We start from the raw sequence: 24,277 nt of genomic DNA, 5'->3' as shown, positions 1-24,277 counted from the left end.
ATGCCCGCCCCTTGCCTGGTCCGGGAGCCCCGTTCCGGCTCGCGCCCGGCATTATCCCCCTCGCAGGGGCTTGCCGGAGGCGGCCGAATGCCTCCTGCTGGCGGGTCCTGTCCATGTCCACTGTCCTTAAAGAAGCCCGCGCCACCCTCGCGCTGGCCGTTCCCATCATCGTCGGCCAGACGAGCCAGATGCTCATCAACGTCGCCGACAGCGTGATGATCGGCCGCGTCGGGACCACCGAACTGGCCGCCGCCGCGTTTGCCGGAAGCGTTTTCAACGTGATTTTCCTGGGCGGACTCGGGCTGCTCGTGCCCGTGTCCCTTTTCACGGCCCGGGCGCATGGCGCGCGCGACCCGGCCGGCATCGCCTCGTGGCTGAAGCACGGCGTGGCTCTCGCCGCCTTCACCTGCGTCCTCCAGCTCGCCCTCATGCTGCCGCTGACCGGGCAGCTCCACCACTTCGGCCAGCCGGCGGAAGTCATCGCCATCGTCGGCCCCTACTACGTGCTGATCGCCCTCTCCGTGGTGCCGGCGATGCTCTTCCAGGCATTCCGGCAATTTGCCGAGGCGCTCGGGCGTCCATGGATCCCGATGGTCATCATGCTCGGAGGCGTCGGTCTCAACGTAGTACTTAACTGGATACTCATCTACGGCGAGCTCGGCGCCCCCGCGCTCGGGCTCACCGGCGCGGGCCTGGCCACCTTGCTCGCCCGCCTCGGCACGCTGGTTGCGATCATCGCATGGGCGCGCCGCGCGCAACGCCTGCGTGACGCCTGGCCGCGTGCCCGCCCCGGCGATGCCGGCGGACTCTGGCAACGCTGGACCGCCCGCCTGCATGCCGCCGGCTTCCGCGAGATGCTGAAAATCGGCGCTCCGGCGGCGGCCATGCTGCTGTTCGAGGTCACGGCCTTCACCATGGCGGCGTTGATGATGGGCTGGATCAGCGCACCGGCGCTGGCGGCGCACCAGATCGCGCTCACCTGCGCCGGAGTGACGTTCATGGTGCCGCTCGGCCTTTCGATGGCAGTGGGCATCCGCATGAGCAGCCTCGTCGGCGAAGGACGCCTGGCGGCGCGCCGCCCGACGGCGTTCGGCTCCCTCGCGATGAGTTGCGTCTTCATGAGCGCCGCGGCGCTGTTTTTCTGGCTGGCGGGCGCCACGCTCGCGCGCGGCTTCGTGCCCGAGGACCCGGAAGTCGTGGCCCTGGCCGCCCGGTTGCTGATCGTGGCGGCGATTTTCCAGCTTTTCGACGGCGCACAGGTCGTGGCGGTCGGGGCGTTGCGCGGGCTCACGGATGTACGTGTGCCGACGGCGATCACCTTTGCCGCCTACTGGTTGCTGGCCATTCCGGCGGGCTACTTCATTGGCGTGCGCGGCCCGGCCGGTGCGCTCGGCATCTGGGGCGCACTCGCCAGCGGCCTCGCCATCGCCGCCGTGCTGCTCGTCTGGCGGCTGGCACGGCTGACGCGATGAAAGACCGGGAGGCGTCGAAACACGGCACACCCGCCGAACCTCTGCTTTGGCGGTGAAGGGATTCTTGAAAAAATTCGCCATTCAGCCCAAAAACGTCACCTTTTGATGCATGAAAATCAACCCGGCGAAACTCAGGGAAAAAGCCTTGCAGATGCGGCGGCGTACCTCCGCCGAAGCCTGGGCGGATCACAATCAGCCTTACTACATCAACGGAGTGCTCGTAGAGCCCGCGAAAGAGAGTCGCTTGGCGAATGGGCAAGGGCGCACGGTCTTTTCTTTTCGGAAAATCCGCTGATCCGGTTCGGATCGCCCAAACGGCATGGCGAACATGATGTCGTCTTCGATGAAAACACCGGCCGCTGGTGGAAGATGACCCACGGAGGTCGCAACGGCCTCATAGGCGAATTTGACTGGTCCGATACTCCGCCATTTGAGGTTCTTGGCGTTTCGGCAATAGAGGCAACTCCGCTGCAGTATCTGGAAAGAATGCTGCTTCATAACGAAGAACTGGGCGGAACCATCGAGCTGGAAGGGTTGTGGCGGGAAGGTGACGACTGGAGGATCGCGATTTCGCAGGCCGACATCCCGGGACGCCCGGCAACGCAGGAGGAGATGGTGGAGTGCATGGCTGGCCTGGACTACCGGCTGATTGCCGGTGTGCATATCGGACGCACAGGCACAATGAGCTTCCTCAACATCGACCGGGGCATCGCGCTCTTCGATGCCCATCCCGGCAATTTTCGAATGAGCGACGAAGCCGATGTCCATGTCATCGATGCGATCATCCAACGCATAACCGGCAGGGAAGCCGACTTTCTGCGAAGCGCTTCCCGCTAGCGGGCACGTGCCTGCCAGCCAATACGACGGATGGATGCGCGCCTCATTTGTCGAACGACTGCGCGCGTATGCGGCTGGCTCGATGACGTCTGGTCCCCCACGTGAACAGAATCCCGGCACCGGCCAGCAACGCACCCGCAGTCGCCGGCTCCGGGATGACGGCCAGCGTGCCCTGGATGCGGATGTCCGCCTGTCTGTCCGACAGGGACCACGCCCCCGTCCAGCCGTCCACACCGAATTCCTGCGCGTAACTCACCGTTTCGCTCCCGGAAACAGCACCGTAAGCCTGCAACACGCTCGAATAACCATACTCCAGCGGCACGATCGCAAAGATGTACTCGCCCGCCCCGAGCGTCGTCACCAGATCGATCTGCACCGGGGTCGGCGTATCCGAAAAAACGCCGGGAGAAAACAGCACCGCATCCCCCGGGTTCACAACATCGGGATGGCCCGGATTGATGGGACCGGAAGCCGGAAATCCGTCCTCGCCGGCCCGCATGAAAACCGCCACGACCGGATTGCCGTCCGACGACAAGAACGTCACCGTGATGCCCGTGACCGTCAGCTCACCGGCAATCGAAAAGCGGATGCCCTGACTGTTCTCCGCATCAATCGTCAAACCCTCGCCGGCGGCAATCTCTCCCACCGGATTGGCGATCACCGTCTGCGCCCGCGCCACGACGGCGCTGGCCAGGACCAGGGAAAAAAGCGCCAGCCGGCCGGCGCGCAGAAAAAAGGAAAGCGGATTCCCGGATGCGTGGTAGTTCATCAACCTCCTGCAACTGGTTTGCCCGCGCATCGTCGCAACCGGTTTTCGATCAACAGCGATTTTTCACCGACGAACGACTGGCGGGAAACGCCGCCCGTGTTACCGTGACCGGTGCCAAAAATCCCGTTCGATTCCCCGACCTTCTGGCGCCAGGTGACCTGCTGGTTCATCGAGCGCCCCGTCGATGAAGCGGTCAATCGCCTCCTCGGCGCGCTGGGCCGGGCTCACCGGGCGGACCGCGCGTGGGTCATCCGTTACAGCCCGAAACTCACGCACTTTTCCAACTCCCACGAATGGGTGCGCCCCGGCGTGCGACGCTTCGTCAAGGAATTGCAGGACATACCTGTCGCCATGCTCGGCCCGCTGCACCGCGAAATCCTTGCCGGGCGGGATGTGTTTTACGACACCCGCTCGATGCCTCCCGGCACCGCGGCCCTGCGCGCCGAACTGAAACGCCAGGGTTCGCGCACCGTCCTGTGCATCCCGCTGCGGAGCCGCCGGCAACTCGTCGGGTTCGCCGGCTACGACGGTGTGCGCTCGTTCGTCACCTGGACGCCGGAGGACGCCGCCGCGCTGCACGAGGCGGCGCGGATCATCTCCGCCGCCATCGAGCGCTCCCGCACCGGCCGCCCTTCCGACGCGGTCACCGGGCAGGATGCGGACGCGCCCCGGATCTTTGTCCGTCAGGGCGAGAGCTCTTTCGCCCTGCCGCCGGATCAACTCCTCTACATCGAATCTGCCGGCGATTACACCCGGCTCGTTCTCTCCGGCGGCCGTCCGCTCCTCCAGTTGAAGACATTGACGATGTGGGAAAACGTGCTGCCGCCGGGGCATTTCCTGCGCATCCACCGCCGCTATCTCGTCAACAGAACCGCTATCCGGCAACGTCTCCATCTCCCCTCCGGCGACTGGCAGATCGGCCTCGGTTCCGGCCATCCACCGCTTCCTGTCGGGCGCAGCTATCGCCACCTCATACGGCAACAGTTTCCGTCGTAAGGCTCGCTTTGCCACACGCATCACCGGCGTTTCCCGCCAAAGGCGATGTCGCGCACGCTCCGTTTCCCGGGCAAGAAAACGCCCGGCCCGACGACGCCGATGACAGGAAGGCAAGCGGGCTAACAGTTAAACCGGCTTCGTATTCATTTTAATGCTACATCCGGACTACTATGCTATTGCACTTCACCGCTGCCCGGTGTCTGCTGACCACTCTCCCGGGCGGCCTCCCTGCCGCGTCGGCCGCCAAGCCGGATATCTCCCTCCGGAGAACACGGGACGTGCGGCAATCATGCCGCTGTCATGCAAAAACCTTTTGTATCCATACAAAATGACAATGAAATCCTCCATCAAGGCCATTCTCCCGGCCGTCGCCCGTTTTGCGGCCTACATTGCCGGAATCCTGTGCATTTCGTACCTGATCTACCGGGATGCCCGGAGCGGCCTGAACCGGTTTGACGAGACTTCGTGGGTGGAGATGACGCAACTGGTACTGCTCCTCGCCTCGACGGTGATCTGCCTGCGGATCTGGCGCGGCAGGTCGGAAATCCGGCACGCGGCCCTGCTTCTTGCGACCTTTACGGGGGTTTCCTTCATCAGGGAATGCGACGCCTTTCTCGACGAATATGTCTTCGACGGTTGCTGGCAGGTGCTCGTGTTTTCCACCCTTGCCATCGTATTTTTCCACATCTGGAAAAACCGTTTGTCCTTTCTGGCCGGCATGAAACTTTACCTGCCCACCTCCGCCTGCGGCCTGTTCATGGGCGGTTTTCTGACCACCTATGTGTTCTCCCGTCTGTTCGGCACCCAATATCTCTGGCGGACAGCGCTGCAGGAGGGTTACATCAAGATTGCCAAGACGATGGCGGAAGAAAGCACCGAACTCCTCGGGTATGCGCTGCTGCTCTTTTCCGTCATCGAGATGAGCATCCTCGCCCGGCAGCTCTTGCCAACGTCCTCGCAGGCTAGTGACTCCCGCAATTCCCGATCCGTAGAACCCCTCCGGAAATCATGAGCGCAAAAGAACAGTTGCCGGAGCCGTTTTGAACTCTCTCCAATGACGTTTCATGGAAAGAGGCGGAGGGGAAGGTACGATTTTTTGCGGTGCTCGGTGAAGCGAAGGTCCGGATTGACAGAAACCTCATGCAGAAGCGAAGGTCGAGATGCGTTCGTGGTTTCGAAAATAACCCGGGCGTCGCGAGGAATTGGAGATGCCGGGACGGATTGCCACCTGCATTGGCAAATCCGGTCCCATGCGAGCGGAGCGTTTCCATTTCCCCCGATCGCTCATGCCAAAACCCTGGATGCGTTCCCGTAAAAGGGATCTGTCATTCCGGAATACGGTTGGAGTTGGCACCGATATGTGGCGAAAGGCGGCCGCATGATGAATCAATCGGCGAGAAGCCGGAGAGTGCCCAGGGTCCGGGGATCATTCCAGTAGTTGAAATCCTTGAGATACGTCATGTGGGCATTCTTACGGAATGCCGTAATCGGAATCGTTGCTGAGCAGGTTGTAGCCAGGTACCCTCAAAACTGCAACAGGCGGACCTGCTGAACTCCCAGGGTGATCCGATCCAGATTAACAATCTCGCCCGTAATCAGGTCCGTAGCCTGCGTCGATGATCGCGGTATTCCTGATGTGCGGATGCTGGCGGTCACTTCGTGGCGGGCATAGTTGCAGAGATTTGTAAGATGTCGTCCTCCGGGAGCGGTGGCCGAGCGGTAGTGAACAAGCGGTGTGGGAGTCCCATTGATCAGAACTTGAACCGAGGGAAGGAGGTTGGCAGCGGTCAAGGCAGTGCGTATCTCGGCGAAGGAGTTTTGCTCGTAGGCTGCGATATCAATCACGCGATTTGGATGAAATTGGAGAGCCGGGCCGGTGTGGGGATGATTGTAGGGATCGTGGGTGAGATTCTGGCGGTCTTTGCGGTCATCAATCGTCCATATCTGAATACCGGATTTCTGGGCGGCGATGAGGCCGCGCAGGGCGTCAGCGGAAATGTTTCTGAAGGAGCCCGCGAGGATGACCTTTGTGCGGGCCGGGTCGGGGAGTTTGCCGTCGGCCAGATCGCGTTCCAAAACGTAGTCGGGCCGATGGCCGTTCAGGGTCACGCTTTCCCATAGCTGCCTCCAGGGTTTGTCTATGGAGGGGGTCCATTGACCCGAGGTATCACACAGCACGGGTGTCAAACCCCAGAGGATGGCGACGGGGCGGGCAGCCGTGTGGAGGGCATGGACTTCGGGTGCGAGGCGATTGAGGTCCATGGCGGCACGGCTGGCTGCGTCGAGAGCTTCGGCGCGTTCCGTGATGTTGTTGCGAGGCCAGTGTGTCCAGAGGTTGGACATGGCCTGGCCGTGAATGGCCTGCTGCCAGATGCCGGCATAAAAATGGTTCCACGGTATGTGCCGATCCCAGTGTCCGGGCGGAGGCGACGGGTAATCCTTGGACATGGGTTTGTAGGTGTCGCTGAACAGGTGAAACTCTGCATTGGCAGCGGGGGCTTCGGGGCGGGCTCCGGTCAGCAAATCGTAGAGCATGAGGCTGTGCTGCCAGCCAACAGAGTAATCGCTGCGACCGGTAGTGGCTTGAGTGCCAGACATGCGGTCGGCGCTGCTCACCTGGTTTTGGTCGAATCCATTAAAAACCCACCATGAATCGGAACCGTTGAGATCGGTGGTGCGGATGTTGGCGATCACGTCGATGCCCATGCGGGCGTTACCCGTGGTGGACTGGATCATCTTGGTGTAGGTAAAGGTGTGAGGCAGGGCGGTCTTGGCGATGCGGTTGACGTCGGCAAACCAGTTGTTGACGCGTTCCAGATTGAAGCGGCTCCAGTCAACGTAACGGGCAAGCTGGGGACCCGGGGTGGTAATGAATTTCTGTCCCCAAGGCTGGACGTGCGTGGTGTTGACGAAATCGGGAACGGGAATGTCGGCCCAATCGGCATAGCTGGCGCCCCAGCGCTGGTTGAGAGTCTTGATTGTGCCGTGGTGCCGCTGGAGCCAAGCGCGCCAGTTGGGCAGGCTTTCGGCCGAATAGCCGTTAAAGGCGGGTTCATTGGCGAGGTCGAACCCCAGGATGTTTTTGGCGGCGGTAAGATCGGCGAGGATGCTTTCGAGCGCCGTCTTGTGAATTTCCCAGGCAGCGGGGGCGAGCATGTCGTGGCTCATAAAACCTGTCCCTACGCGAAGAGCAGGCTGCTCTTTTCGTATCCAAGCCGGGAATATATGTCCGGAATAAAGGATGTCCCAGAACTGACCGTTGGCTTCCGCCTGTTCGGCGCGTTTCTGCTGATCGCGACCGGTGCGGGCGAGTTGACCGCGCGAGGGGACTTCCCAGTGGGGCCCTACGGTATGTCCGGTGAACGTGAACCCGAGCCCTTGCGTCAGATCATAGCGGGGGTCCTGCATGCCGACGAAATAGACGGGGCGATCATTCTGCCAAAATGCTCCGTTGCGAACCGTGAGGGTCGAGGTGTCCGGGACGATCCGAGGGGTTGCGAGGGGAGCTGTTTCTCCGCTTGCAAGCGAGACAAGGTGCGCATCCCAAAGTCGGGCCGTATCGAGAATCCAGCGCGCCTCGCTGTGGGCGAGTGCATGCAGGTCAACACCGACGGGCGCGGGTGAGGTCGATTCGAGAAGCAGGCGATGAAGCGCCAGCGGAGCAAGCCGGCGAAGGATATTGAGGCGGGCTTGTTCGTAAGGAAGACTGTCGGGAGACAGGTTTTGTCTGGAACGGAGGATGGACAGCCGGTTTGCGCGATTGTTGTTCTCCGTGATGAGCGTCAGAAGCTCGGCGGCCATGGCATCAACAGGAGCCGCGTCGCCATTGTCTGAGGCGGCGGGCTGGGGATCGACTTCAGGAGGTGTCCGGGCTCCGGCCAACGCGGCGGATTCGTCCCGCGTGAGGCGAAAATCCGCCAGGAACGACGCGGTGCGATTGATTCGAAGTTGAAATGGCCAGCTGACCGATTGTGTGCCGGCGGAGTTCTGCGCCACGAGGGCACCGTTGATCCAGAGCCGCTGACCGGATTTTCCAATACCGTAGGCGACATGGGTCCACTGGCCGGGGGAGAGGGCCGGCTCCGGGGTGGACACGCCGGCGAGCCATTTTTGATCGTTGTGCCAGCTGAGATGATCGGCCGTCACATGCCCTTCCGCATCGACTTCGATCCGGAGGGTGGAAAATGGCTTTTTGAGGTCTCCCGCTTCCACGAGCGCGTGTTTGTCGGGGAAGCCAATACTGATACCCGGGACCTTATCCTTGTTGGTGTGTCGTGGAATGGCGGTGACCGGGGCACCGAGAGGATGTATCCAGAAAGATATGATGCCGTCACTGATGTCAGTGAGTTCCAGATCAACGGTGACCACTCCGGAACCAAACCATTGGCCTGGGGCCTGAAGGGAAATCACCTGGGGAGATGCCTTGATGGCGGAGGAATCCGGGCGAGCGATGTCAGGATCGATGGATATCCCCTGGATGCCACCGGCGAAAGAAGCGCACGGGGAAACACCAAGGATAGTAAGGAAAATCAGTAAACGGGAATTCATTTGTAAGTAAGATCGGAGAAGCTGAATAAAAGATTACAGAGGCTTGGCCGGCGTTTGTTTATGGTTCATAGCCATGACCGGTGATGAGTTGGAGGAGTCCGGTCTGACCGGAGAGCGCTTGTGCACGCAGGCCAAAAAAGAAGGGGACGCCCCGCGGTTCTCCCGGATCGCTGGCCACGGGAAGCCCGTCGACAAAGAGTCGCCGGCCGGCTTTCCCCCATTGATAGGTGATGCGGGTCCATTGGCCGGCTTGCACGGGTTGATTGGTCTTTAGTGCAGTGCGCCAGTCTTTGCCCTCCCACGTGTAATGGGACGCGCTGACATTGCCGTTTTTATCAAGATCGATGCGCAGGGTTATGTAGGGTTTTTTCAAGTCTCCCGCGACAACGATGCTTTTGCCGAAGTCGGCTTTGTCGGGCCGCACCCAGACATCGATGGCACCGTCATTGATATCGCGTTTGCCGGTTTGGTAATCACGTGAGTCGAGAGGGGCGGGGGCTGCTTCTTGAGCGGGGCCACGCAGCACGAGGTCAGCCGACCAGGGCACGTTGGTATCGATGGACGCTTTGGAAGCGGGCAGGAGCTTGGCATCGACTTGCCACGCAGACTTGGAAGTCGCTGGAATGTCGGTATTAGCAAGGAGGTATTCGACTTCAAACGTGGATCGCAGCTTGTCGCCATTGCGGAAGACTCCCGGCAACTCCTGACCGGCCTGCGTCACGCGGGTGATGCGACCCAATTCTTTGGGCACGGACCATTCGATGGCCGTTTTGTCATCGGGTGTGCCCGCCCAGTGGACGTAACGTTTCGTATCGCCCTTGTGGAATTCGAGAAGAAACACATCCGGCTGACCGTCGAGGTGAATGCGCCGGGTGAAAATGTGACCGTCCATGACGCGGGAGGCGGTCATGAAGGCCAGCGCGGAGGGCTGGGGAACGAGCCAAGGCGGGCTGGTGAAAAGACCATAGCGGTGCTCGCTGTTGGCAGGATTGGAGCCATCGTTCCACAGATCGTAGTAGATATGGATGGGCATCTTCTCCATAGTCCCAAGGAAGAGTGACCGGGCGACCCGGGCAGCCATTCCTTCAACGCCGTGATGCGTGGCGCTGAACCCCCACTCGCTGCATACAATGGGAGGAAGGGTCGAGGTGTATTTGGCAAGGAGCTCACGTAGCTTGGCCATCTCTCCGACAAGCTCTTCGGGGTGATTACGCAGATAAGGATGAATGCTTACCGAATCTACGTAATCAAGAAGCCCTTCTTTCAGGCAGGCTTCGATATAGGGGAGGTCGAATCTGTAGGTGGATGGCCCCAGGATGACCACATTGGGGTCTGCTTTACGAAGGGCCGGGCTGACGGCTTTGACGAGTTGCATATACTCCTTCGGATCATTGCCAGGCCAGAACCCCCCGTTGTTGGGTTCGTTCCAGATTTCCCACACGATAGGCTTGCCCGCATAGCGAGTGACGAGAGCTTCGGCGTAACGCACAAACGCCTGCCTCCCTGCCTCGGTGGCAATGCGACGTTGTTTTTCATAGTGGTTGCTCTGATAGCAAAGGATGGCGAAGATCTTCAACCCGCGCTTGGTCGCGCCATTTACGAGAGCATCAGTTTCGGAAAAATCATATCGGCCTTTCTCTTTTTCCACGCTGTTCCAGAAGAAATCCTGGCGCACCCATTTCGCTCCGGTGCTCGCAAAGGCATCCAGTCCGGCATCATGATCAAAGAAATGGATATTAATGCCGAATGATTCGGGAACAGGAGTTTGCGCAGTGATTGTATTCCCGGCAATCGCCGGTGCAGATGGAGAAGTCTCGCGAGTGGGAATAGCAGACAGAGAGGTGGCAATGAGAGCCAGACAGGTTGCGAAAAGGAATCGCTTGATGGGCTTGCTTACAGTCATGATATAAAAACATACTCGGGCAACGATCACGAGTGGATGGCTTGCCCTTTATATTTATCGATTGGCGCATTGTGCGCCAGATGGTGAGGCAGGTGGAAGGGATGGGGAATTATTTCCTTACCCATACCTGATTCGTATTTCGCTCCAGATCATTATAGGAATGGTTTCCCACATGATTATCCATGAATAGAATATTGATTCTTGAACCATGCCGTTCGGTTCTGAAATATATGCTATTCATTCTCTCGGGTGCTCTGAAGAAATGGTTATTTTCTGCATCCATAACCAAAATAACACGAGAGGGTGGCTCAGATATGCTGGCGCGTTCCACTGCGGCCGTTTCATCGCCCGAGAATTGCTGCATTGCATAAGAAGCTCGGTAATAATCATTCCCTTGGCTTCCTGTTCCATTTTCATGGGGTTTGAATTCGAGTTTACCTGGACACTTGAAGACACCATCATAACAAATAAGGCGTTGCTGATCTGTACCCATTGTGCCGTAGGAATCCATCACCCGCCCGGTATAGGACGCTACAAGGGCCATCCAATAATCCGGCCATGCCTTTTTGGGCGGAGGGTAAAAGTCCTTGTGCTCATCCGCGTAAAGAGAAAGGGCGAGGCCAATCTGGCGTAGATTGCTTGCACAGGCTGCGGTTCTTGCCGTCTTTCGGACTACCCCGACCGTGGGGATCAAGATTGCAGCAAGAATACCGATAATCGCAATGACCGTCAGCAATTCGATCAGAGTGAACGCGTGGCCACGATGTGAGCGCCCAAAATGATTCCGGGGCGCTGGAATGGGAGCGTATAGGGTATGATCCATAGTTTGGGGATTTATAAGCTATATCCAGTCCAAAAGATTATTGGAGACGTTTGAGGAAGCGGAATTACTCGTGTTTTGTTCTGCCTCCAAAAGAAAATGTGCGGCAGGATACAATAGCGAGAAGCAGCACGCCTCCCAAAAGAAACGCCGTGGTCTTGGGTTCGGGGATAACACTGGTTGTTCCCTCAATCTTGAGATCCGAAAATCTGGCTGCCTCGGCACCCGCCTGCTTGGCCCCAACAACAAGCGTATCCAATCCGGTATAGACAATGCCGGTTTCCCCAAAGGAATAAGTGAGCACAGGGCTATAGTCCGGATGGGTATTACTTACGGAAACCGACAGACTCGAATCAGTAAGGCTGAATGTAATTGTACGGGGGGATGTATTTCTTCCAATTTTGACAGATCCTGCCAGCACCGTCCACGTGGAGCTGTCTGTTGCTGTTGCAGGGTTGTCGATAGAATAAAGAGTGGCGACTCCGGTCCGATCTACGTAAGCTGCATAACCTTTCCCCGTGTCGTTCAGGAGTCCGAGATATACTCCCATCGAAGCAACTCCATCCCCAAACACCCACGTTGAGTCAATCGAAATGGTTGCTGTCGCCAATACGGTGTTTGATGCCAGTAGGTTACCATCGTGAAGATCCTTCAGTATAAACGCACTGTTATCCGGAAGCCCGAGTGCCGAATCCCATCTGGCTGTGAGTTGTCGGACGTCACCAGTAGGGTTTGCATACCAGCCTGGATATGACCCCCAACCGCTGCGCGTGGTTTTAAAGTAATCCGAGGCTGCCGAGGGTGTGGTAGTTAGAGTGATGCCATTTTCGTATCTCAGGCTATTTTCATACAAGAATGAATCAGCATACGTGGCTGCCGAGGTGGCGAAAGCTAGCAAGCCTGCGGTTAGCAGCATAGTAGAGGGAGTTTTCATGATGGAGGTGAGTTTATGATACATTATCAGGTGGGATCGATGAGGGAGATGCGATGCTGTCGCCCTCCCGAAATTCAGGGTGAATGAGGATTTTTTTATTACGGGCGCGTTTGTCGGAGAGGAGGGCGATGACGTTGGCAGCGTATTTGTCGAGCGGGGTGGCGAGAGACGTGAGTTTCGGATACACCATGCGTGTCAGTTCGGTGCCATCCCAGCTCAGGACGGAAACGTCGTCGGGCACGCGAATGCTCTGACGGGCAAGGCCGAAAAGCGCGCCCATCGCAGTTGAATCGGAAATGGCAAACAGGGCGGTCGGCCGTTTGTCCGCCGAACGATTCCATATCGACTCGATGGCCCCGGTCGCTGCTTCGGACGCATTTTCCCAAAGATGTATCCCGCAATGGACGACATCGCTTCCGGCCAGGCCCAGCTCCCGGGAGATTTCCTTGAAGCAGCGGACGCGTTCCTGGACGTCTAGATTCTCTTCAGGTTCACCGACGAGGAAGGTGATGCGGCGGTGGCCGGCGGCGGCGAGGCGTTCGAGCCCCATTCGCACGAAAGCCTCGGCGGAGCCGGAAACGCTGTTGCATTGGCAGCCCTCCGGCGGACGGCCGAGGTGGACGCTGCGATAGCCTTGCTGCTGGAGCGAGGCGTGCAGATCGGTGGTCGTGGACGCGGAGAAGTTGTTGAAGAACACCACACCACCCTCGGACGGAGCAAAGTCGAGACGGTCCTGACAGGACTTCCAGTCGTCACCGCGACCAAGCGGGATGATGCTCATCTTGCCTCCGAGGATGCCCATCTGGCGATTGAGGGCGGCAAGGTGGGCGCTGTTGGAATGGCTGGGGAAATTGGGCAAAATGACCGCGAGTGTTTTGAGCCAGGACGCGCCGGTGTGGCGCTTGATGACCGTGCCAAGGGCGCGGCGGCGTTCGATGAGACCTTCAGCCACAAGTCCATCGAGTGCCTTGCGCACAGTGCCGGGGGCGATGCCGAGGAGTTCCACCATCTCGTTTTCCGGCGTCAGTTTATCGGCTTCGTCCGGTGCGAGCTCGATGAGCCGGCGCAACGAGTTGCGAAGTTGCACGTGGAGGGGGACGCCGTTGGAGCGGTCCAGGACAACGTCGCGGAGCTGCGTGGTCCAGTCGAAGGAGGAAGCGGCTGGAGCAGCGTCGGTAGCGGCGGATGTTGTGAGCGTGGATTCCATTACCGGAGAATCAGGGAAAAGTAGCGACAAAGGGAAGATCTTCGGGGAAGCGAGGCGGATGGCTGACGGAGGAAAACAGGTGAGTATTTCTATATAGAAATATTGTAATAGAGTTTTGCGAGGAAATTTTTATTCCTGATTTTCAAGATATTGATTCTCTTTGAGATAGGCCTATTTTTCAGAAATCGGGCAACCTGGATACTTGCTGTTGGAGATTGCTTTATTGCGTCGGCGCTCCCTCGCCTGAAAATGTTTTGTCCTGTTTTGCGCCATGCGCATCCTCATCGCTCCCGACAAGTTCAAGCACTCTCTCACCGCTCCCCGGGCGTGCGAAGTCATCGCGGAGGCCCTGCGCGGCAGGCATCCGGAGTGGTCCCTGGATTCCTGCCCGCTCACGGATGGCGGAGACGGTTTTTGCGACATCCTCACCCAGGCCGTCGGCGGGCGGCGGGTCGCAGTGCGCGTCGAGGGACCGCGCGGCAAAGGCACCGACGCCGGTTTCGGGATCGTATCGGTTTCCTCGCTACGACCGGAAATCCGCCGGCGACTCGGGCTGGCCGGCGATGCCGGCAACGACGCCACCGTCGCGCTCGTCGATCTCGCCAGCGCCAGCGGGATCGTGCTGCTGCCGCCGGAACAGCGCGACCCGTGGCGCGCCTCGACCTTCGGCACCGGACAGCTCCTGCAGGAAGCCATGCGCGCGAAACCCGCCGTCATCGTGCTCGGCATTGGCGGCAGTGCGACCGGCGACCTCGGCATCGGGGCGCTCGCCGCGCTCGGTCTCGAATTTACCGATACCGACGGCCGGCCGCTGTCGCCATCCTCGTGCGGGCTTGCTCCGGCACACTGGGAAAAAATCCGCAGCGTCCGCGCTCCGGCCGGTTTCCGGCCCGCCGGCTGGCCGCCCGTGTTCATCGCCTGCGATGTCACCAATCCACTCCTCGGCCCCGACGGCGCGGCCGCCGTTTACGGTCCGCAAAAAGGCCTCGCACCCGCCGACATCCCGGCGATGGACGCCGCCGCCGCCCGCATGGCGCGGCTGCTCTGCGCATTTGCCGGGCGGCCGCTCGCGCTCGCCGACACGCCCGGCACCGGTGCGGCCGGCGGCACGGCGTTCGGGCTGCTCTGCGTCGCGGGGCCGGAGCGGGTGCGCATCGTGCCGGGCAACGAATTCGTTTCCGCCTGGCTCGATCTCGACGCCCGGATCGCCGCAGCCGATCTCGTCATCACCGGCGAAGGCAGTTACGACGCCAGTTCGCTTTCCGGCAAGGGCCCCGGCGCGCTCGTCGCCCGCGCCCGCGAACTCGGGAAGCCGGTGCATGTTTTCTGCGGCCGGGCCGACACCGTCACCGGCGCCGATGCCGGCGTGCATGCCATCACGCCGCCCGGCATGCCGCTGGAGCAGGCGCTGCGCGAGAGCGCCGCAAATCTGGCGCAGGCCATACGCGAAGTGTTCTGAAGTGGCACGGGCATCCTGCCCGTGGACGGCGCGACGCGCCGCCCCCCCCCCCGATCATGGGCAAGGATGCCCATGCCACGCATCCGGAATCACGGGCAAGATGCCCGTGCCACACCCGCCGCCCCTACGGCTTCAGCACGTACAGCGACACGCGGCGGTCGCTCTGCGCCTCGATCAGCGTGGCGGCGGGGTTTTCCACGTAGGCGTCGTAAACCTTCTTGCCGGCTTCGAGGGTGGTGACGGATTGCCGGTTGATCTTCGTGATGATGTCGCCGCGCGAGAGCCCGGCCACCTCCGCCGGATAACCGCGCTGCACGCCGAGCACGAGCAGGCCGGTATCGTCCTCGAGCTGGTTTTCGCGGGCAAAGGCGCGCGACACTTTCCGCACGGTCAGCCCCCACTTCTCAAAAGCCCATTCCTCGCCCTGGCGGCTTTCGAGTTTTTCGGTGACGATCGCGTAATCCGTCGTCTGCTCGCCGCGTTTCACGACGAGCTTCACCGTGGAGCCGACGGGCAGGCTGGCGATGCGGTTGAGAATCGGCGGCAATTGTTCCGGGAAACGGCCGTCCACCGCCGCGCCGTCGAGCGACAGCACGATGTCGCTGCCGCGCAACCCGGCCTTCGCCGCCGGCGAACCGGGGTCGACGCTGTTGATCAGCAGGCCGGTGTTCTGTTTCAGCGCATAAAAACTCTCCAGGTCCTGCAACGCGCCCGGCACGATGCCGATGTAGCTGCGCGTGATCGCGCCGTCGCGGGCCAGCCCCTGCAGGACGCGGTGCGCCGTCGAGGCGGGGATGGCAAAGGCGAGATTGTCGGCGCCGAGATAACCGCGCGAATTGATGCCGACCACACGGCCGTCGTCGTCCACCAGCGGCCCGCCGGAGTTGCCGGGATTGATCGCCGCATCGGTCTGCAACCAGGTGTTGAAGAGACCGGTCTCGTAACCCTTGACCCCGCGGCTGTCGGAAAAATAGCGGCGATTGTTGGAGATGATGCCGCGCGTCACCGTGCGCGTGAGGCCGTGCGGCGTGCCGACGGCATAGACCGTCTGGCCCGGGTACAGTTGTTCCGAATCGCCAAATTCCGCCCAGGTAAACGTCAGTCCGCGGCGCTTCATCTCGTCGAGATCGAGCCGCAGCAGCGCGAGGTCCGTCCAGTGGTCCCAGCCGACGAGCTTCGCGTTGACGCGCTCCAGATTGGCCAGCGTCACGGAAAGCTCGACCGCGCGCGGACTGGCCACGTGGGCGTTGGTCAGGATCAGGCCGTCTTCGGACAAAATCACCCCCGAACCCACGCCGGCAATGAACCGCCGGGTCCCCGCCTCGAACGATTCCTCGCGCACATCGATGCGCACCACGGCCTCGAGCAGGCGGTTGAAACCCTTCGACATGCCGGCCGAGTTGACCGAGGCGGGCGCCTCCTCCGTCGCCGGAGCGGACACGGCCGCCCCGCCGGACAACGCCGCCGCTCCCCGGCCCCCGCTGCCGGCCGGCTTGCCTGTGCCGGCGCCGGCGCAGCCCCCGAAAAACAGCGCTCCGGCGACGGCGGCGGCCGCGCCAACCGCGCCGGTGCGCGTGATTGACCAGGCAGGGGATTCCTTCAACGTGGCGGGTTTCATCCGATGGCTACGCATTGCAAAGACTACGACTTCCTCACGATTGAGCCTCACTGGCAAACCTTCTGGGAAGAAAACCGCTCCTTTCGCGCCGGAAACGACACGTCGAAACCCAAATACTACGTGCTCGACATGTTCCCCTACCCTTCCGGCGCGGGCCTGCACATCGGCCATCCCGAAGGTTATACCGCCACCGACATCATCGCCCGCTACAAGCGCGCCCGCGGCTTCAACGTCCTGCACCCCATCGGCTGGGACGCCTTCGGCCTGCCCGCCGAGCAGCACGCCGTGAAAACCGGCACCCACCCCGCCAGCAACACACAGAACAACATCGTCAACTTCCGCCGCCAGATCAAGGCCCTCGGTTTTTCCTACGACTGGGAGCGCGAGATCGACACCACCGACCCCCGCTACTTCCGCTGGACGCAGTGGATTTTCCTGCAGCTCTTCAAACGCGGCCTCGCCTACGTGGACGAGCGTCCCGTGTGGTGGTGCCCCGAACTGCGCACCGTGCTCGCCAACGAGGAGATCGTGGACGGCAAATCCGAAGTCGGCGGCTTCCCGGTCGAACGCCGCAACCTCCGCCAGTGGGTCCTGCGCATCACCGCCTACGCCGAACGCCTGCTCGCCGACCTGAAGGACGTCGACTGGCCCGACTCCACCAAGCGCATGCAGGAAGCCTGGATCGGCCGCAGCGAAGGCGCGGAAATCCTCTTCCGCCTCGAGGACGAAACGCTCGGCGATCTCAAGGTCTTCACCACGCGCCCCGACACGCTTTTCGGCGCCACTTACATGGTCATCGCGCCCGAGCATCCGCTCGCGGACGCGCTCACCACGCCCGGCCAGCGCGAGGCCGTCGCCGCCTACCGCAAACGCGCCGCGGCCAAGAGCGATCTCGAACGCACCGACCTGGCCAAGGACAAGAGCGGCGTGCCCACCGGCTCGTTCGCGATCAACCCGGTCAACGGCGCGCGCATCCCGGTCTGGATCGCCGACTACGTGCTCATGGGCTACGGCACCGGCGCGATCATGGCCGTGCCCGCGCACGACCAGCGCGACTGGGAGTTCGCCAAAAAATTCGACCTGCCAATCATCCCTGTCGTCAACCCGCCCGCCGGCACCGAAACCGATCTCGACAAGGCCGCGTTCGAGGCCGACGGCGTCATGATCAACTCCGGCCCGTACGACGGGTTGCCCGTGGCCGAAGTCAAGAAACGCATCATCGCCGACCTCGCCGTCCGCCACCGCGGCGCGCCCACCGTCAACTACAAGCTCCGCGACTGGCTCTTCTCGCGCCAGCGCTACTGGGGCGAACCCTTCCCCATCGTGTGGGTCAGCGAAGCCGACTACCAGACCGCCCTCGCCGCCGCCACGCCCGAGCGTCGCGCCGATTTCCCGCAAACGCCCGTCACCTACACGGACCGCGCCGCGCCCGGTTCCGGGCCTGGTTCCGGCAACAAAACCTGGTACGCGCTCCCGCTCCCGGCCGCCGCGCTCCCGCTCACGCTGCCCGAAGTCGAGAGCTACCTGCCCAGCGGCACCGGAGAGAGCCCGCTGGCCAACGTCACCGGCTGGCTCGAAATCTGGCTCAACGCCGCCACCGGCGAAGCCGTCCCGGCCACCGCCCCGCGCCCCGAAGGCGCGGTCTGGATTCGCGCCCGCCGCGAGACCAACACCATGCCACAGTGGGCCGGCTCCTGCTGGTATTACCTGCGCTTCGTCGATCCGGAAAACGACGACGCCTTCGCCTCGCCCGAGTTGCTGAAATACTGGGGCGTGCCCGATCTCTACGTCGGCGGCGCCGAGCACGCCGTCCTTCACCTCCTCTACGCGCGCTTCTGGCACAAGGTCCTCTTCGACATCGGCGCCGTGCCGCAGGCGGAGCCGTTCACCAAGCTCTTCCACCAGGGCATCATCCTCGGCGAAGACGGCGAAAAGATGTCCAAGAGCCGCGGCAACACCGTCAACCCGGACGACATCATCCGTAGTCACGGCACGGATACACTGCGCCTCTACCTCATGTTCCTCGGCCCGCTCGAGGCGATGAAGCCGTGGAACCCCAACGGGATCGAAGGCGTGCACCGTTTCCTGCAAAAAGTCTGGCGTCAGGTCATCGACAAGGACGGCAACGTCAGCGCCGGGCTCACTGTCGACATCGACGCCATCGAGTCGCCCGAACTCGAGAAACTCCTGCACGAGACGATCAAAAAGGTCGGCGAGGACATCGAGAACCTGCGTTTCAACACGGCGATCTCGCAGATGATGATTTTCGCCAACGCGCTCCAGAAAGCGCCGACCGCGCGCCGCCGCACCGTGCTGGCGTTCCTGCAACTGCTCGCGCCCTTCGCGCCGCACCTGTGCGAGGAACTCTGGTCGCGCCTCGGCCAGCAGGGTTCGATCCTCGCCGCGCCCTGGCCGGTGTATGATCCGGCCAAGCTCGTGGCCACCGAACAAAAAGTCGTGCTCCAGGTGAACGGCAAAAAGCGCGCCGAGCTCCTGCTCCCCGCCGGAGCCACGCAGGAGGCCGCTCTCGCCGCCGCGCAAGCCGCGCCCGAGGCCGCGCCGCACCTCGCCGGCAAGGAGATCCGCAAGGTGATCTACGTCCCCGGCCGCATCCTCAACCTCGTGGTCGGGTAACATGACGGAGCGGCGGCATTCCTGCCGCTGCGACGAGGCGCGACAGCGCCTCGCCCCTTTGCATGGCGGAAAAACGGCACGAAATCGTGGTCTTTCCATGCCGCGGGGGGCGTTTCCGATATCCGCTTGCTCCGTCCGGCAAAAGCAGCGGCAGGTACCGAGGCCGAAGGCCGACAGCTTGCCATGCCGCCGCTCCGCAAAAACAAAAACGTCCGCAACCTCGCGGTTGCGGACGTCGTTTCGAAAACAGAAGCGGCGCCGGAAGGTGTTCCGGCATGCCGCGGTCCCTGCGCGGCAATTTCTCAGGCGCGGCCCATGTACGAACCGTCGGCCGTGCTGATCTTGAGAAGCTCGCCTTCCTTGATGAAGAGCGGCACCTGCACGACCAGACCGGTTTCCATCGTCGCCGGTTTTTGCACGTTGGAAGCGGTATCTCCCTTGATGCCATCGGCGCTCTCGGCGACCTTGAGCACCACCGACGACGGCAGGTCGATCGTGATCGGCTGCTCGTCCACGTAGAGCACGTCCACCTTGCCGTTGGCGGTCAGGTAGTTTTTGGCATCACCCACCTTGTCCTCGGAAAACTCGATCGTCTCGTAGGTTTCCGGGTCCATGAACGCGTAGGTGCCGCGGTCGGCGTAGCTGAATTCGAGCGTCTTCTTTTCGGTCGGCAGCACCTCGATGGTGTCGGTCGAGTTGAAACGCTGGTCGAGCGATTTGCCGTACCGGAGATTGCGCATCTTCACCTGCACGAAGGCGCGCAGATTGCCCGGCGTGCGGTGCTGGGTTTCCATGACGAGGTGGGGCTCGCCATTGTATTTGATAACCTGGCCTTTGCGGATGTCGTTGGCTGCGGGCATGTGTGTGTCGGTTGAATCTGAGGGTTGGTGTGACGGATTGGCCGTAAAAGGCTGACCGGTTAACCCGCCGCCCCCTCCGATGTCAACGGCCCATTGACCCGAAATCTGCCAGTGACCCGAAAACTTGAAATCATGCCGGAATTGACCGCTTGACATCCGGGCGGACGGACGGTGTTGTCGGCCCTTTTCAGAAATTCACAGCGTCTCTTTCCGTATCATCCATGGCTCTCAAAATCCGTCTTTCCCGCATTGGCGCCACTCATAACCCGGTTTACCACGTCGTGGTGGCCGAGGCCCGTTCCCGTCGTGATGGCGCCGCCGTCGAGCTTCTCGGCACCTACAATCCCCGCGCCGCCAAGGATGCCCTCACGCTCAACGTCGAACGCGCCGATCACTGGATCAGCAAGGGCGCCAAGCCCACCGACACCGCGCTTTCCCTCATCAAGAAAGCCCGCAAGGCCGCCGCTCCCGTCGCCGCCTGAGCCCCGGCCCGGCGTTTTTCGCCCGGCTCCCGTTCACGGCAACCTCCCTTTCAGGCTCGCCCGGCCGCATTTGTGCGCCCGGGCGATTTTTTTCACCGAACACCTGACACCCGCCTTGCGGGCCACCCGGCCCGGTCAGCCTTTTCCGTCCCATGCCGCTCCACATCGATGTCCTCACGCTCTTCCCGCGGATGCTCGACGGTTTTCTGGCGGAAAGCATTCTGGGCAAGGCCCTGCAAAACGGGCTCCTCTCCGTCACCACCCGCGATCTCCGCGACTGGACGACCGACAGGCACAAGACCGCCGACGACCGCCCCTTTGGCGGCGGCGCCGGCATGGTCATGAAGCCCGAACCCGTCTTCGCCGCCATCGAACAGCTCCAGACGCCCGGCTGCCGACGCATCTACCTCACGCCCGACGGCGTGCCTTTTTCCGAAAAAATCGCCCGCGAACTCTCCACGCAGACCCACCTCGTCCTGCTCAGCGGCCACTACGAAGGCATCGACCAGCGCATCCGCGACCACCTCATCGACCAGGAGATCAGCATCGGGGATTACGTGTTGACCAACGGCACCTTGCCGGCGGCCGTCCTCATCGACGCCCTGGCCCGCTTTATCCCCGGTGTACTGGGAGAGGAAAATTCGTTGACACACGAATCCTTCACCGGGAGATTGCTCGACTTTCCTCAATACACGCGTCCCGCCGAATTTCGGGGTATGTCCGTGCCGGAAGTGCTCCTTTCGGGTGACCACGGCAAAATCGAAAAATGGCGGCACGCGAGGCAGATTGAGAAAACGCAAAAAGTCCGGCCCGATTTACTCGATAACACAACATCATGAATCCGATCATCAAAGAGATCACCAGCGCCCAGGTGAAAACCGACATTCCGCCCTTCAAGGTCGGCGATGGCGTGCGTGTCGCCACCAAAGTCCGCGAGGGTGACAAGGAACGTATCCAGAATTTCTCCGGCGTCGTCATCGCCCGCAAGGGTCATGGCATCCACGAGACGTTCACCGTCCGCCGCATCAGCTACGGCGAAGGCGTCGAGCGCGTGTTCCCGGTCAACTCTCCCAACATCGCCGGCATCACCGTGGAGACGGTTTCGCAGACCATGCGCGCCCGCCTCTACTACCTGCGCCAGCGCACCGGCAAGGCCGCCATGGCCGTCAAGGCCGAGAAACGCGCCGCCGTCGCCAAATAAGCCGGCCCTGCGCCAGCCCGTCCTTTCCCAATGCGAGCCCTCCGCGGCTCGCATTTTTTTGTGGGTGAATATGGGAGTGGCGCGGGCGTCCCGCCCGCAACGTGGCACGGGCATCCTGCCCGTGAGCGTTGCCTCTCCGCGTGGCATGGGCTTCCGGCCCAAGCCTCCCTCCCCGCGCCCCGCTCTCCAAAAACTGTTCTCACACGCTTCGCCATTGCCAGCCGCCTGCCGGATCACGCACTTTTGGCATTCGTTCTTTTCCGGTCCGCTCAGCCCGGACCACAACCCGCCACCATCAACCGTCTCCCCCTTTCTCCAAACCGACATGAAACTCGATACCAACCTCCTCTCCCAGGCAGCCACCCAGGCCCGCGGCCTCGCCATCGACGCCGTCCACAAATGCGCTTCCGGCCACCTCGGCCTCCCGCTCGGCTCCGCCGAGATCGGCGCCACCCTCTACGGCGCGCTGCTCTCCCACAATCCGGATGAACCCCGCTGGCTCAACCGCGACCGCTTCATCCTCTCCGCCGGCCACGGCTCCATGTTCCTCTACACCTGGCTGCATCTCAGCGGCTACGACCTCCCGCTCGAGGAACTGAAAAACTTCCGCCAGCTCCACAGCAAGACCCCCGGCCATCCCGAGTTCCGCGAGACGCCCGGCGTCGAATGCACCACCGGCCCCCTCGGCCAGGGCATCGCCAACGCCGTCGGCTTCGCCGTCTCCGGCCAGATGGCCGCCGCCCGCTTCAACACGCCCGAGCACACCCTCTTCGACAGCCACGTCATCGCCCTCGCCGGCGACGGCTGCATGCAGGAAGGTGTCGCCCTCGAAGCCATCTCCTTTGCCGGGCACCAGAAACTCGACAACCTCATCGTCATCTTCGACTCCAACGACGTCACCCTCGACGCCATGGCCAACAAGACCCAGAGCGACGACGTGGCCAAGCGTTTCAAGGCCCTCGAATGGGACGTGCAGACCATTGACGGCCACGACCTCGCCGCCGTCGCCAAGGCCGTCAACAAGGCCAAGCGCGCCACCACCGGCCGCCCGCAGCTCATCATCGCCCGGACCACCATTGCCAAGGGCATCCCCGAAGTCGCCGGCACCAGCAAGGGCCACGGCGAAGGCGGCGCCAAGTTTGCCGACGCCGCCCGCGCCGGCCTCGGCCTCCCCGCCGACCAGCACTTCTACGTCAGCGAGGAAGTCCGTGCGTATTTCGCCGCCCACAAGAAGCGCCTCGTCCGCAACTACAAAAAGTGGCTCGCCACCTTCGACGCCTGGAAGGCCGCCAACCCGGAAAAAGCCGCGCTCCTCGCCACCCGCGACGTGCAGCCCGACGTCAACCAGCTCCTGGAAAAGATCCCGGCCTTCCCCTCCGACGCCAAGCTCGCCACCCGCGCCGCCGGCCAGGCCGTCCTGCAACCTGTCTCCGCCGCCCTCCCCCTCCTCATCGGAGGCAGCGCCGACCTCTACGGCTCCACGCTCAACTACATCGCCAGCGACAAGGACTTCGATCCGACCAACCGCTCCGGCCGCAACATCCGGTTCGGCATCCGCGAGCACGCCATGGCCGCCATCGCCAACGGCCTCGCCTACGACGGCATCTTCCGTCCCTCGGTCGCCACGTTCCTCGTGTTTGCCGACTACTCGCGCCCCCCGATGCGCCTCGCCGCGCTGGCCAAACTCCCGGTCCTCTACATCTACACGCACGACTCCGTCGGCGTCGGCGAGGACGGCCCCACGCACCAGCCGGTCGAGACGGTTTCCGGCCTGCGCGTCATCCCGAACCTCGATGTGATCCGTCCCGGTGATCCCGAGGAAACCGCCGGCGCCTACGCCGCCGCGCTTTCCCGCACCGACGGCCCCACGCTCCTCGCGCTCTCGCGCCAGGCGATGCCCATCCTCAACGACACCGCGCTCATCACCCGCCGCCAGGGCGTGGAACGCGGCGCCTACATCCTCGTCAAGGAGACGACCCCGCTGACGCACATCCTGCTGGCCAGCGGCAGCGAACTGCAACACGCCGTCGCCGCCGCCAAGGCGCTGGGCAGCGGCGTGCGCGTGGTTTCGGTCCCCTCCTTCGAGCGTTTTGACCGCCAGACTCCGGAATACCGCGAGAGCGTGCTCCCCGCCGACTGCCGCAAGCGCGTCGCCATCGAGGCGGGCGTCACGGGGCTGTGGTACAAGTACGTCGGCCTCGACGGCAAGGTCATCGGCATCGACCGCTTCGGCATCAGCGCCCCCGGCGGCACGGTCATGAAGGAGCTCGGCATCACCGCCGACGCCGTCATCGCCGCCGCGAAAGCACTGTAAGCGCTACTCCGGAGAAACAGGCGCACCGTCTTGCCTTTTGTGCCCGCAAAACCTCCCGCATTACCGGCGGGAGGTTTTTTGCGACCCGAAACAGGAAACTAACCTTTCTTGTCCGGGACCCCCTTGATGCCGTGCAACGTGCGGATCGCATTATCCGCATCGTTCACAGGAGGACACCCGTCCGCATACCACCTGGCCACGATAAGTGATACGCACTTGCTGC

19 protein-coding genes are annotated in these 24,277 nt (G+C 62.1%); 12 read left to right on the top strand and 7 right to left on the bottom strand.

Annotated features, from left to right (window positions below):
* Positions 1–113: 113 nt before the first annotated feature.
* The 3 genes from OPIT5_18050 (at position 114) to OPIT5_18040 (ending at position 2,309) form a co-directional block, all read left to right on the top strand.
* Positions 114–1,472, top strand: coding sequence for a multidrug transporter MATE (locus OPIT5_18050; GenBank protein AHF91833.1), 1,359 nt, complete (start codon positions 114–116; stop codon positions 1,470–1,472).
* Between the two features lie 109 nt (positions 1,473–1,581).
* Positions 1,582–1,767, top strand: a complete 186-nt coding sequence (locus OPIT5_18045) for a hypothetical protein (GenBank protein ID AHF94507.1) — start codon at positions 1,582–1,584, stop codon at positions 1,765–1,767.
* A gap of 191 nt (positions 1,768–1,958) precedes the next feature.
* The gene (locus OPIT5_18040; protein ID AHF94506.1) at positions 1,959–2,309 is read left to right on the top strand and encodes a hypothetical protein; all 351 of its coding nucleotides are present in this window, start codon (positions 1,959–1,961) and stop codon (positions 2,307–2,309) included.
* A gap of 43 nt (positions 2,310–2,352) precedes the next feature.
* Here OPIT5_18040 and OPIT5_18035 read toward each other — a convergent pair whose 3' ends face one another.
* Positions 2,353–3,078 carry a glycosyltransferase family 1 gene (locus OPIT5_18035; GenBank protein ID AHF91832.1) on the bottom strand — a complete coding sequence of 242 codons (726 nt, stop codon included), beginning with the start codon at positions 3,076–3,078 and terminating at the stop codon, positions 2,353–2,355.
* Between the two features lie 111 nt (positions 3,079–3,189).
* Between OPIT5_18035 and OPIT5_18030 the strand changes: the two genes are divergently transcribed.
* Both OPIT5_18030 and OPIT5_18025 read left to right on the top strand, forming a co-directional pair.
* Positions 3,190–4,074: a phytochrome sensor protein gene (locus tag OPIT5_18030; protein ID AHF91831.1), complete on the top strand. Its 885-nt coding sequence runs from the start codon at positions 3,190–3,192 to the stop codon at positions 4,072–4,074.
* A 328-nt stretch (positions 4,075–4,402) separates the two neighbouring features.
* Entirely contained in the window at positions 4,403–5,086 is a 684-nt protein-coding gene (locus tag OPIT5_18025; protein ID AHF91830.1) for a hypothetical protein, read from the top strand.
* A 512-nt stretch (positions 5,087–5,598) separates the two neighbouring features.
* Here the strand turns inward: OPIT5_18025 and OPIT5_18020 are convergent.
* Positions 5,599–8,622, bottom strand: coding sequence for a glycoside hydrolase family 42 (locus OPIT5_18020; protein ID AHF91829.1), 3,024 nt, complete (start codon positions 8,620–8,622; stop codon positions 5,599–5,601).
* Between the two features lie 58 nt (positions 8,623–8,680).
* Positions 8,681–9,664: a hypothetical protein gene (locus tag OPIT5_18015; protein ID AHF94505.1), complete on the bottom strand. Its 984-nt coding sequence runs from the start codon at positions 9,662–9,664 to the stop codon at positions 8,681–8,683.
* A gap of 180 nt (positions 9,665–9,844) precedes the next feature.
* On the opposite strand from OPIT5_18015, the gene OPIT5_18010 reads away from it, so the two are divergent.
* Positions 9,845–10,372 (top strand): hypothetical protein, encoded by a 528-nt coding sequence (locus OPIT5_18010; protein ID AHF94504.1) that lies wholly within the window; start codon positions 9,845–9,847, stop codon positions 10,370–10,372.
* 390 nt (positions 10,373–10,762) lie between these two features.
* On the opposite strand, the gene OPIT5_18005 is transcribed toward OPIT5_18010, so the two are convergent.
* A complete protein-coding gene (locus OPIT5_18005; GenBank protein ID AHF94503.1) occupies positions 10,763–10,942 on the bottom strand; it encodes a hypothetical protein in 180 nt (59 codons plus the stop codon).
* A gap of 1,350 nt (positions 10,943–12,292) precedes the next feature.
* Positions 12,293–13,486, bottom strand: a complete 1,194-nt coding sequence (locus tag OPIT5_18000; protein AHF91828.1) for a transcriptional regulator — start codon at positions 13,484–13,486, stop codon at positions 12,293–12,295.
* A gap of 271 nt (positions 13,487–13,757) precedes the next feature.
* Between OPIT5_18000 and OPIT5_17995 the strand changes: the two genes are divergently transcribed.
* A complete protein-coding gene (locus OPIT5_17995; protein AHF91827.1) occupies positions 13,758–14,945 on the top strand; it encodes a glycerate kinase in 1,188 nt (395 codons plus the stop codon).
* A 124-nt stretch (positions 14,946–15,069) separates the two neighbouring features.
* Here the strand turns inward: OPIT5_17995 and OPIT5_17990 are convergent, their stop codons facing one another.
* On the bottom strand, positions 15,070–16,563 hold the full coding sequence (locus OPIT5_17990; protein AHF91826.1) for a peptidase S1: 1,494 nt from the start codon (positions 16,561–16,563) through the stop codon (positions 15,070–15,072).
* A gap of 3 nt (positions 16,564–16,566) precedes the next feature.
* Between OPIT5_17990 and OPIT5_17985 the strand changes: the two genes are divergently transcribed.
* Complete coding sequence (locus OPIT5_17985; GenBank protein AHF91825.1) at positions 16,567–19,197, top strand: leucyl-tRNA synthetase; 2,631 nt, start codon at positions 16,567–16,569, stop codon at positions 19,195–19,197.
* A gap of 302 nt (positions 19,198–19,499) precedes the next feature.
* Here OPIT5_17985 and OPIT5_17980 read toward each other — a convergent pair whose 3' ends face one another.
* On the bottom strand, positions 19,500–20,057 hold the full coding sequence (locus OPIT5_17980; GenBank protein ID AHF91824.1) for an elongation factor P: 558 nt from the start codon (positions 20,055–20,057) through the stop codon (positions 19,500–19,502).
* 221 nt (positions 20,058–20,278) lie between these two features.
* Between OPIT5_17980 and OPIT5_17975 the strand changes: the two genes are divergently transcribed.
* From OPIT5_17975 to OPIT5_17960, 4 genes are all read left to right on the top strand, one after another.
* Positions 20,279–20,539, top strand: coding sequence for a 30S ribosomal protein S16 (locus OPIT5_17975; protein AHF91823.1), 261 nt, complete (start codon positions 20,279–20,281; stop codon positions 20,537–20,539).
* 152 nt (positions 20,540–20,691) lie between these two features.
* Positions 20,692–21,378: a tRNA (guanine-N1)-methyltransferase gene (locus OPIT5_17970; protein AHF91822.1), complete on the top strand. Its 687-nt coding sequence runs from the start codon at positions 20,692–20,694 to the stop codon at positions 21,376–21,378.
* Entirely contained in the window at positions 21,375–21,740 is a 366-nt protein-coding gene (locus OPIT5_17965) for a 50S ribosomal protein L19 (GenBank protein AHF91821.1), read from the top strand. The genes OPIT5_17970 and OPIT5_17965 overlap by 4 nt, the downstream gene beginning before the upstream one ends.
* 325 nt (positions 21,741–22,065) lie before the next feature.
* Positions 22,066–24,054, top strand: a complete 1,989-nt coding sequence (locus tag OPIT5_17960) for a transketolase (GenBank protein ID AHF91820.1) — start codon at positions 22,066–22,068, stop codon at positions 24,052–24,054.
* Positions 24,055–24,277: the final 223 nt, after the last annotated feature.

Source organism: Opitutaceae bacterium TAV5 (genome assembly GCA_000242935.3).
In the GTDB taxonomy this organism is placed as follows: domain Bacteria; phylum Verrucomicrobiota; class Verrucomicrobiia; order Opitutales; family Opitutaceae; genus Geminisphaera.
The sequence above is the reverse complement of the archived record's forward strand: the minus strand, read 5'-3'. Positions and strand labels throughout refer to the sequence as shown.